The following is a 9,581-nucleotide window of genomic DNA, read 5'->3' on the forward strand; positions in this document are numbered from 1 at the left end:
GCTCACCAGTAGAAGAAGACGCTGACGATATGCGCGGTCAGCGCAGCCAGCAGGGCAAAGGTGGCGGGCACATGGACATAGAGCCAGATTTCCAGCAGCGCCTTGAGTTTGAGATGCCGCCGCAGCCGCGCCAGCATTGCCTGCTTGCGCTCCAGCAGGGCGTCGATCCTTTCCAGCGGGTCGTTTCCGGTATCAGGCGTATCACCCGTCCAGCGGCGCAGCGCTGCCTGCGCCCTTGCCGTGGCGCAGCGCGGATAGCGGCCGGACAAGCGGGAGAGGAGGGTGCCGTCAAAAGGATCCTGCTCCAGCGACTGGCGCACCAGGGCCGCCTGGTCATGCGGCAGCGGCTGGGCGGCGTCATGCAATTGCCGGTCGATGGCGCGCACTGCGTCCAGCATCTGCACCTGCGTCATTTCCGCGCGATTGTTGCTGAGCGCTGCGGGCAGCGTCGCATAGACGGTGATGCCGAACATGCCCGACAGGATCACCAGCATCATCAGCGCATAGGCGAGCGTATGGACGTTCCAGCCGAGTTGGAACCCGGTGTGCAGGGTGCCGATGACGATCAGGCTGAGGCCAAGATAGACATGGGCGGAGGTCCAGGCCTTCAGCGACCAGCGCCCGCGCGTCATCGCCCGCTTGCGCAGGCCGAGCAGGGTCAGCCACAGGATCAGCAGCAGGCCGATGGTGCCCATGGTATAGCCATACCAGCTACCGCCATTATGGCGTGGGGTGATATCGACCAGCAGGTAACTGGCGATCGACAGGATGCAGATCAGCGTCGCGATCTTCAGCCAGCGGAAACCGGCGTGGCGCAGGAAGCCGTCATGCAATGTTTCGCCCCTGGCGCGGCGGGGACGGGGGGCCGGGCGGCCGGAAGCGCGGGTCGCCATCAGTTCGCCTCCCCATCGAGCCTGGCGACGGTCAGGAAATCCTCCGGCGCGACCCGGATGGCGGCGCCGGTCGGGCAGGCACGCACGCAGGCGGGGCCACCCTCAATGCCGGAGCACATATCGCATTTGATGGCCTTCTTGGGCTTTTCGACGCCCGGTTCGGCATGTTTGTACCGCCATTTCTTCGACGGCTCGCCCGGCCCCGGTCCCGCGCCGAAGAACATCCAGCTCAGAAGCCCCGGCTTCTTCGGCGGCACGCTGTCCATGCGGATCACGCCATAGGGGCAGTTGCGCTGGCAATTGCCGCAGCCGATGCAGGTCTCGTCGATGAACACCTCGCCGTCGGGTCCGCGATGGATGGCATTGGGCGGGCAGTCGGCCATGCAATGCGGATGCTCGCAATGGCGGCAACTGGTGGGAACGTGCAGATGGGCGTAGGTGCGCCCCGCTTCCCGGTCGAGGCGGGAGAGGCCGTCATGGCTGTCGGCACAGGCTTTCTCGCAATTGTCGCAGCCGACGCAGAGATGTTCGTCGATCAGCAATACGTCGGTCGCTTCGCCAATGCCGTTGTCGACCAGGAACTTCGCCGTTTCCGAATACATGTCGACGACGGTGGAGAAACTGTCCTTGCGGCTCTCGATGAAGGCGTTGACGTCCTGCCGCGCGGCCATGTCGCGGCGCGCGCGCTCCAGCAGGGCGGGCTTGGCCTTCATCAGGCGGGCAAAGGCCTCGCCCTGCAATTTGATGACTTCGGACTTGACGGTCGCCTTGACGGTGGCTGTGCGCGGGCCGCCCGCGATCAGCGCCATTTCCCCCACATAGCTGCCTGCGGGCAAGTAGGAGAGAAAGACATTCTTCCCGCCGATCTTCTTTTCGACGATCATCGACCCCAGCCGGATCACATAGATGTCATTGCCAGGATCGCCCTCGGTGATGACATGCTCGCCCGCCTTGACGGTCTGGATCTCCGCCGTGTCCAGCACTTCGCCAAGGTCCGCCGGCGTCAGCCCCGCGCCGAACAGCTGCAGCAGCTGCCGTTCGGTCGAAATCCGGGTGATGGCGCGTTTGGCGGGGGGATTGGAGGACATGAGCTTGAGCGCCGCCGTGCGCGACACCTCCACCATGATCGAGTCCGTGCCTGCCCGCACCGTGGCGCCCCGGCGGCGGCCGGAAATCAGGCCGACCTCGCCGAAGATCGATCCCTGTTCGATGGGGACGTCCTCACCCGGCCCGACCTCCACCAGCGCCTGTCCCCGCGCGACGCCGAAGAGCGAGGAGCCGGGATCGAATTTCTCGAAGATCACCTCATCCTTGCGATAGGCGCGCACTTCGCTGTCCAGCATGAATTCGCGCATCTGAAGCGGCGAAAGGCCTTCCAGGATGGAAACATTGCCGCGGAGAAACTCCAGCCACTCCGCCACGCTCTTCCTTTCCGGCAATTGCGCGAACTTGGCGGCCAGGATCGGCTCGTCGGCGGGTTTCAGGTCGAGATTGCCGTTGATGAACTCGACGACGTCATAGCCCTGGTTCATGCAATGTTTGATCAGCGGATAGCCCGCCAGTGCGCCGATCACGAACATGCCCGGCGCGGTGCTTTCGAACATGGGCGACAGCTTGGGGAAGGCCAGCCGGTCGTTGCTGGTGAATTCGATCCCGCAACTTTCCACAAAGGCCCGCGGCGGGGCCGATCCCATGCGGGCGATGACGCGGTCGCATTTCAGCTTCACCTCGCCGTCGCGGCTGTCGAGCGTGATGAAACCCTGCTCGATCCTGGCGGTGGTGGCTTCGGTCATGATCGTCAGCCGCCCCGCCTCGGCGGCGGCCGTCAGCGCCTTGACGTTCGCAGCCTTGGCGCTCGCAAACTCGGTCGACCGATTGAGGATGGTGACGACATTGCCCTGCGCCTCGTCGGCAGCGAGGCCGAGCGCATTTTCGATGCCCGCATCGCCCGTGCCGACGACAAAAATATGCTCGTCATTATAAGCGGCTGGATCGTCCAGCTGATATTGGACATGAGGAAGCTCGGCGCCGGGGCAGCGCATCAGATTGGGGTTGCCCTGCGTGCCGATGGCCATGATCACGGCATCGGCAATGATTTCCCGCCCGTCGGTCAGCGTCAGGCGATAGGGCGGGGCGAGGCGCTGGATTTCCCTTGTCTCGCTGCCGCCGTCCCGCTTGCGTTCCACGATCTTCTGGATGCTGCCGGGGATGGGATCGCCCGTGCCGGTGATCGCCTTCACCTCGCACTGATAGGCCACATGGATGCCTTGGGCGGCCGCCTGCTCATTCCAGCGGTCGAGAATCGATTCGCGCTTGCCCGCCTCGAAATCGCAGTCGGATCGCAGCACGAGCTGGCTGGGCGTCGCCATCACATGCTTGCCCTTCTGATATTTGAAGATGGTGTCGGACAGATGGTCCGTCTTCTCGATCAGCAGGTGGGAAAGCCCCAATTGGGCGGCGCGTGCAGCCGCGCTCAGCCCCGCCGGCCCCGATCCGACGATCGCGATGCGCACGCGCTCAGACACTCGACAACCCCCTGAATATCCCCATGCTCCGGATCTTCGCTCGACCGGATGCCTGTCCCCGCCGGCACTCTATCATTTCCGCGGCGTCACGCTAGAGAGGAGTTGCATCGGCATGGGGTGGGGAAGCAAGGGACGATGAACTGGAGCATGGGGCGCATCCTGCTGATGGGGGCCGCTGGCATTGCCGCCCTGTCGATCGGCTATAATGTGGTGCGGGCGCCGGAGAAGGCGGCGGAAAGCAGGGCGCCAGCCTCCCCCATGTCGCAGCAGGCCAGCGATCCCGAAGCCGTCATTCGCAGCCTTCAGGACCGGGTCGGCGCCAATCCCAAGGATGCCGAGGGCTGGCAGATGCTGGGCTGGGCCTATTTCGAAAGCGGGCGTCATGCCGATGCCGTGCGCGCCTATCGCCATGCGACGACGCTGGTGCCGGGCAACGCGACCTTCTGGTCCTCGCTGGGCGAAGCAGCGGTGATGGCGAGCGAGCATGATCCCATGCCGAAGGAAGCCGCCCAGGCCTTCGACAAGGCGATCGCGCTTGATCCGAAGGACCCCCGCGCCCGCTATTTCCTGGCGGTGCGCAAGGATCTCGCCAAGGATCATGAAGGGGCGATCCGCGACTGGCTGGCGCTGCTGGCCGATACGCCGCCCGGTGCGCCGTGGGAAGCCGACCTGCGCCGAACCATCGAACAGGTAGGAAAGATCAACGGGATCAATGTCGCCACCCGGCTGGCGGCAGTGAAGCCCACCGCGCCGCATCCGGCCATGGACGGCATGTCTGTCGCGACCGCCGCCATTCCAGGGCCGAGCCGCGAACAGATGCAGGCAGCCGCTCAGCTGCCCAAGGGCCAGCAGGATGCGATGGTGGAGGGCATGGTCGCCAGCCTCGAAGCCAGGCTGAAAGCCAATCCCGCCAATGTGGACGGCTGGATCATGCTGATGCGCAGCCGGATGACACTGGGCGAAACAGCGAAGGCGACGGCCGCCTATCAGGCCGCGAAGGCCGCCAATCCGGGACAGGCCGGGCGTTTGCAGGATGAGGCCCGGATATTGGGGGTGCCGGGGATCTAGGGCCAGAACCCTAGGACGCCTCCGCCCATGCCACATAGCGGAGCGGCCCATGCTCCGTCGCGCCGAAAGGATAGCAGGTGGTAAGGCCCAGCAGCCGGTGCGCCGGGTCGCGGGGATAGGCGAAGCGGTCGCGTCGCACGATCTGGAAGCCGGTGATGCGATAGCCTTGCTCTTGTCCGCTGACGGATTGAACCTTGATGACATCGCCGACCTTTGCCTGCCTCAGGAAAGCGAAATGGGTGTCGCGATGGGCCGCCAGGATGCTGACCTTGCCCTGTCCATGGATCGGGAGCAATGTCGGGCCGAAGGCCATGGCCTGTCCCGACCCACCCGACAAGATGATTTCGCTGACGCCCAGACGCGGCAGGGTGATGCGGGCAACCGGAGCAGTATCGGTCCAGGACCAGGGCTTTACCGGCCGTTTCTCCAAGAGGCTCTGATCGAAGGCGCGATCCAGCAGGATTTGCGCGACCCATGCCTTGACGGGAATGAGCATGCCCCTTGCCATGAGCATCAGGCCAAGGAAGCAAAGGCCGATCAACACGGCATGGGACAGGACGCGCCCTCCGGCGCGCCCTCCCTTGCGGCTGGTCGTGGCGAGCGACCCGCCGGTCATGCCAGCCTCTCCCGGCGCAGGGCGCGGCGGCGAAGAGCAAGGCCGCCAAGGCCCAGAGCCAGCAGCGCCATGCCCTGTCCGATCAAGCCGACATAGCCGGTCGCGGTCTGGGGCAGGGTCATCGCCTCGGCCTCGCCGGCGGGCGGCAAATCGCCCTGTGCCGACCTGCCGGCGGCCGTCCTGGTCGCCTGTCCGCCGAAGAGGACGTCGAAATCCCATCCTGCGGGCAGCAGCAGCGGCAGTTCCTCGCGGGTCAGCATCGCACCTTCGGGGCGGGCCGGGGTTTCGTCCACCGCCACCAGGCTGGTCTGGCTGGTGACGAGGCTGTAGGCGAGGCCGATCTGCGCGACCGCTTCGTCGGCGGTGGCGTCGTCCGTCTCACCGGCCCAGCGCGCGGCTTCGACGTCGGCGATGCGACGGCTGGCCCACAGCCTGGCGACCGCCGGGCTGTCCTTGGCGGAGGAAAGATCGACGCTTTGCGACCAGGGCCTGTCACCGATCAACCCGAAGACGGTGAGCCTGCCCGTCAGCGCCTTCCCCTTGCCCAGCAGGACCAGCGGTTCTCCGGCATAGAGATCGGGCAGGCGGCGGGGCGTCAGGTCGAGGTCCGCGCCATCCACCTTCACCTTCAGGTCCCGCACGACAGGAGCGGTCAGCCGGTCGAGCAGGGCGGTCATCCTGGCCGCGACCTCTTCGCCCGTGCCGACATTGGTGAAGGTGCCGCGACCGGCCTCCGCCATGCGGCGCATCAGATATTCATTGGGCGCCGAGCCGATGCCGATCATGAAGATCCGGCTGCGCCCACCCTTGGCCGCAATGGTCGCCATCATCTCTTTTTCATTGGAGATGTCGCCGTCCGTCAGGAACAGGATTTGCCGGACGAAGCGGCCGTCCTGCGGCGTGCGGTCCTCCAGCGCGGCATTGAGGGCGGGCAACATTTCCGTGCCGCCATTGGCCTCAAGACCCTCGGTGAAGCGGCGGGCAAGCGCAATCTGTTCCGGCGAAGCGGCTACGCTTTCCTCGAACAATTTGGTCATTGTATCGTCGAAGCGAATGATATTGAAGCGATCCTGCGGCCGCAGCGTGCCCAGCGCATAGAGCAGGCTGGCCTTGGCGGCGTCCATCGACTGACCGCCCATGGAACCGCTATTGTCGATGACGAAGGTCATGTCACGGGGCGGGACCGGGCCGTCGGGTTCCCGCGTGGGCGGCGTGATCGCGGCCATCAGATAGGCGTCACCGTCCAGTGTCTGACGAAAGAGGCCGACGGTCGGATCGGCACTGGCCGACCGCCAGCGCAGTTCGAAATCGCGATCGGCGGGGACTTCGCCATCGGCAAGCCGGATGCTTTGGGCTTCCGCGCCATCATGCTGCACGGCGATGCGGTGATAGGGGCTGATGAGATTGGCTGGCCTGAAGCCGGGGGCAAGATGCACGGTGATCGACACCGGGTTCAGTGCCTTGCCGAGCTTCGGGTGCGCGATGGGGGCCGTGACATTGGCGGCGTCGGCGACGGGCGTCTGCGCGGGCGTGTAGCGCAGGCCCGCGACCAGCGGCAGGCGCAGTGCATATTCTCCACCCAGCTGCCGCACCGGCGCCTGATATTCGATGGCGATCAGCACCGTTTCGCCGGGGCCGACATTGGCGACGCTGTTGCGGAAGAGATTGGGGCGTTCGGCTTCCACCAGACCCGCCTTCCTGCCTTCGTCGCGGGCCTTCTCGTAAAGGGCGCGGGCTTCCTCGCGGCGCTTGATGCGGCCGACGATGACACGCTGGCCGACCACCATCTTCAGGCTGTCGACCGCGCCGTCATCGGGCAGGGGATAGAGATAGGTCGCCTCCATCCACTGGTCGCCGCTGTTGCGGAAGGCCTGGGTCACGCGGACGCGGGCGATCTGACCGCTGACGGTCACGTTCATGTCGGTGCCGAGCCGCATGGCGGGCATGGCGGTGGCGGCACCCTTGCCACGCAGCATCAGCGTGCCGCTGCCGATGGCGTCGGGATCGGCCTCCACGTCCGAGGCGGACAGGCGGCTGGTGAGGAAGACCAGGGCAATCAGACTTGCCAGCAGGCAGAGACCCAGCAGCAGGCGGCTGCCCGACTTGCCGGGCAGGGGGAGGGTAGGCATGGCTTGAACTCCAACGAAGGGAGCCTTCCCAATAGGCAGTCGGCATACCGGACAACCATCGGCAAGCCATGCCAATCCCTGCCGGAAGGCGCGCCATTGTGCGGATCAGTGCGATGACGCTTGACGGCATGTGCGGTTTTGTGCGGAATTGTCCGGTCTTGAGCGGATGGGGGCGAAGAATGTCGGAACAGGGGGTCGCGGATCGGCTGCGCGAGGAAATGGCGCGGCGGCGCATGTCGCGCCAGGCGCTGGCCGACATGGCTCGGATCAGCCTGTCGACGCTGGAAAAGGCGCTGTCGGGCAGCAGGCCCTTCACCCTCGCCACCATCGTGCGGATCGAGGAGGTGCTGGGTACGCCGCTGCGCGAGAGGACGGGGCAGGCGGGGCCAGGGCGCACGGATCTGGCCCCCGAACAGATGGGCGCCTATGCCCGCGCGGCAGTGCATTGGATCGAACAGGATTATGTGACCCTGCGCGCCAGTTTCGGGACGCCGGGCGCGGTCATCGCCTATCGCACCCGTATCGCCTGGAATGAGGAGGCGGGGCATCTGACCTTCGCGGAATCCGACCGGGCCGACGGCGCCTTTGCCCAGTCAGGCCATGTGTCCATGCCCAACCTTTCGGGGCACATCTATCTCGCCACCAATGAATCCGGGCAGCACCGGCTGATCATCCTGGGGCGCCCGACGCGGGACGGGCAGATGTTCGGATTGCTAACGACGCTGCAGGTGGGAGCGGGATCGCAGCTGGTGCCGGTGGCCTGTCCCGTAGCCTTCGTGCCTCAGGCGCAGCTTGCCGGACTTTCCATGGGCGTGACGGCGGAAGGTGCACCGATGTTCGCGGCCTGCAGGGCAATTCTGGACCGCGCCCTGCAGGATGATTTCTGCCGCTGGCGGCAATGACGTCCCATCCGCCTCGCCGCTCGCGCTGGCAGGCGTTGCGTCAATAGCGCGTCATCGCGGCCGGGACAGCCGTCGCCGGTTCTTTCCGACGGCCTTCCGGTAATGGGCCGTGGATGCCTGCAGGATCGAAAGCGGATTCGTGCCAAGCGCGCCGGTCATGGCTTTCCATTGCAAAATGGCCGCCGCCTCGATCTTTTCGCTCACCATCCTCTGTGCTTCCGTGACAGCGGCGGGATTGCCGGCCCATAATTTCGGCAGCCGCAGGTTGATGACCGTCGCGGCTTCCATGCCGAGCTTCCAATAGTCCAGTGCGATTATCATGGGATGGGGCTGCCGCATGGTCGTCCTTTTCACTTCCGTTCGATTCCGTCCTGATGCTGCCATCATGCCATGCTTGTCGACGGCGATTGTGACCATGCGGCCCGCTTTGCGACGAACGGTGGGCGGGGCGCTCAAGACTCACCTCGTTCCGAGAAACCACAAAAACGGCGCAGAACTGATCGATATCAGGCCGATTTTCAGGAACTTGAGACGGACGAAACGGGTTTCCCTGCCACCGGCCGACACGGCAAGAGATGAAAATGGGAGAGCAAGGCAATCGTGGCGACGTCTTTCGGACAAGGAAATACGCAACGGGCCAGCATAGCGGCGCGCAAGTCCGGCTTTCCGGGCCTTGCCCTGAGGGAATTCATGCGCAGCCCATTGGCCGTGGGTTCCGCTTTCCCTGCGTCACGCTTCCTGGTGGACAGCATGTTGGCGCCAGTAGACTGGAACCGCATCGGATGCGTGGTCGAATATGGACCGGGCACCGGCATTTTCACCCGTGCCCTGTTGGAGCGGCTTCCCGGCAACGCCAGGATCCTGGCCATCGATACGAGCGCCGCCTTCATCGATCATCTGCGCGAGGAAATGGATGACAGGCGGCTGATCGCGGTCCGGGGATCGGCGGATCATGTCCAGCGCATCATGGCGGATCATGGCGTGGAACAGGCGGATTGCATCATTTCCGGCCTGCCTTTTTCGACCCTTCCGCCGGATCGGGCGGCCCGGTTGATGGACGTCAGCCACCGCTCGCTCTCCCCCGATGGCCTGTTTCTGGCCTATCAGATGCGCAGGGCAATCGCCCCGCTCCTCCATCGTCATTTCGCGACCGTGGAAACCGGGTTCGAGTGGCGCAATGTGCCGCCCTGCCATCTTTATTGGGCACGTTCTCCGCGGCCATTCAGCCGGTCGGACGGCCCTTAAACTCTGCGATCAGGTCGAGCACGATCTGCGCATGTTCCTTGCGGCAGATAAGGAGGTCGGGAAGGTAGACGTCGCTCTTGTTATAGGTGAGCGGCGATCCGTCGATGCGCGAGCAATGGAGGCCGTGGGCGAGCGCGACGGCGACCGGTGCCATGCTGTCCCATTCATATTGGCCGCCCGAATGCAGGTAGATGTCGGCCTGG

General features: G+C 65.2%; 8 protein-coding genes and 1 pseudogene. 3 read left to right on the forward strand and 6 right to left on the reverse strand.

Features of this window, described 5'->3' with window-relative positions; all coding sequences use genetic code 11:
• Positions 1-2 precede the first annotated feature (2 nt).
• Both MJ601_RS21400 and MJ601_RS21405 read right to left on the reverse strand, forming a co-directional pair.
• Positions 3-893 carry a hypothetical protein gene (locus MJ601_RS21400; RefSeq protein WP_242130423.1) on the reverse strand — a complete coding sequence of 297 codons (891 nt, stop codon included), beginning with the start codon at positions 891-893 and terminating at the stop codon, positions 3-5.
• Positions 893-3,418 (reverse strand): cyclic nucleotide-binding domain-containing protein, encoded by a 2,526-nt coding sequence (locus MJ601_RS21405; RefSeq protein ID WP_242130424.1) that lies wholly within the window; start codon positions 3,416-3,418, stop codon positions 893-895. The genes MJ601_RS21400 and MJ601_RS21405 overlap by 1 nt, the downstream gene beginning before the upstream one ends.
• 165 nt (positions 3,419-3,583) lie before the next feature.
• Here MJ601_RS21405 and MJ601_RS21410 point away from each other — a divergent pair, with 165 nt between their 5' ends.
• Positions 3,584-4,486, forward strand: a complete 903-nt coding sequence (locus tag MJ601_RS21410) for a tetratricopeptide repeat protein (RefSeq protein WP_242130430.1) — start codon at positions 3,584-3,586, stop codon at positions 4,484-4,486.
• Positions 4,487-4,496: 10 nt separating this feature from the next.
• Here MJ601_RS21410 and MJ601_RS21415 read toward each other — a convergent pair whose 3' ends face one another.
• Both MJ601_RS21415 and MJ601_RS21420 read right to left on the reverse strand, forming a co-directional pair.
• The gene (locus tag MJ601_RS21415; RefSeq protein ID WP_242130425.1) at positions 4,497-5,102 is read right to left on the reverse strand and encodes a class GN sortase; all 606 of its coding nucleotides are present in this window, start codon (positions 5,100-5,102) and stop codon (positions 4,497-4,499) included.
• Positions 5,099-7,231, reverse strand: a complete 2,133-nt coding sequence (locus tag MJ601_RS21420; protein ID WP_242130426.1) for a marine proteobacterial sortase target protein — start codon at positions 7,229-7,231, stop codon at positions 5,099-5,101. The genes MJ601_RS21415 and MJ601_RS21420 overlap by 4 nt, the downstream gene beginning before the upstream one ends.
• Positions 7,232-7,410: 179 nt before the next feature.
• On the opposite strand from MJ601_RS21420, the gene MJ601_RS21425 reads away from it, so the two are divergent.
• Positions 7,411-8,133 carry a helix-turn-helix domain-containing protein gene (locus tag MJ601_RS21425; protein ID WP_242130427.1) on the forward strand — a complete coding sequence of 241 codons (723 nt, stop codon included), beginning with the start codon at positions 7,411-7,413 and terminating at the stop codon, positions 8,131-8,133.
• A 51-nt stretch (positions 8,134-8,184) separates the two neighbouring features.
• On the opposite strand, the gene MJ601_RS21430 is transcribed toward MJ601_RS21425, so the two are convergent.
• Positions 8,185-8,589, reverse strand: coding sequence for a hypothetical protein (locus tag MJ601_RS21430; RefSeq protein ID WP_242130428.1), 405 nt, complete (start codon positions 8,587-8,589; stop codon positions 8,185-8,187).
• A 144-nt stretch (positions 8,590-8,733) separates the two neighbouring features.
• Here MJ601_RS21430 and MJ601_RS21435 point away from each other — a divergent pair, with 144 nt between their 5' ends.
• Complete coding sequence (locus MJ601_RS21435) at positions 8,734-9,378, forward strand: class I SAM-dependent methyltransferase (RefSeq protein WP_242130429.1); 645 nt, start codon at positions 8,734-8,736, stop codon at positions 9,376-9,378.
• Here MJ601_RS21435 and MJ601_RS21440 read toward each other — a convergent pair.
• A pseudogene (locus MJ601_RS21440) lies at positions 9,356-9,581 on the reverse strand (3'(2'),5'-bisphosphate nucleotidase CysQ); the annotation flags it as partial. The gene MJ601_RS21435 and the pseudogene MJ601_RS21440 sit on opposite strands and share 23 nt — an antisense overlap.

This window comes from Sphingobium trunci, assembly GCF_022664535.1.
In the GTDB taxonomy this organism is placed as follows: Bacteria; Pseudomonadota; Alphaproteobacteria; order Sphingomonadales; family Sphingomonadaceae; genus Sphingobium.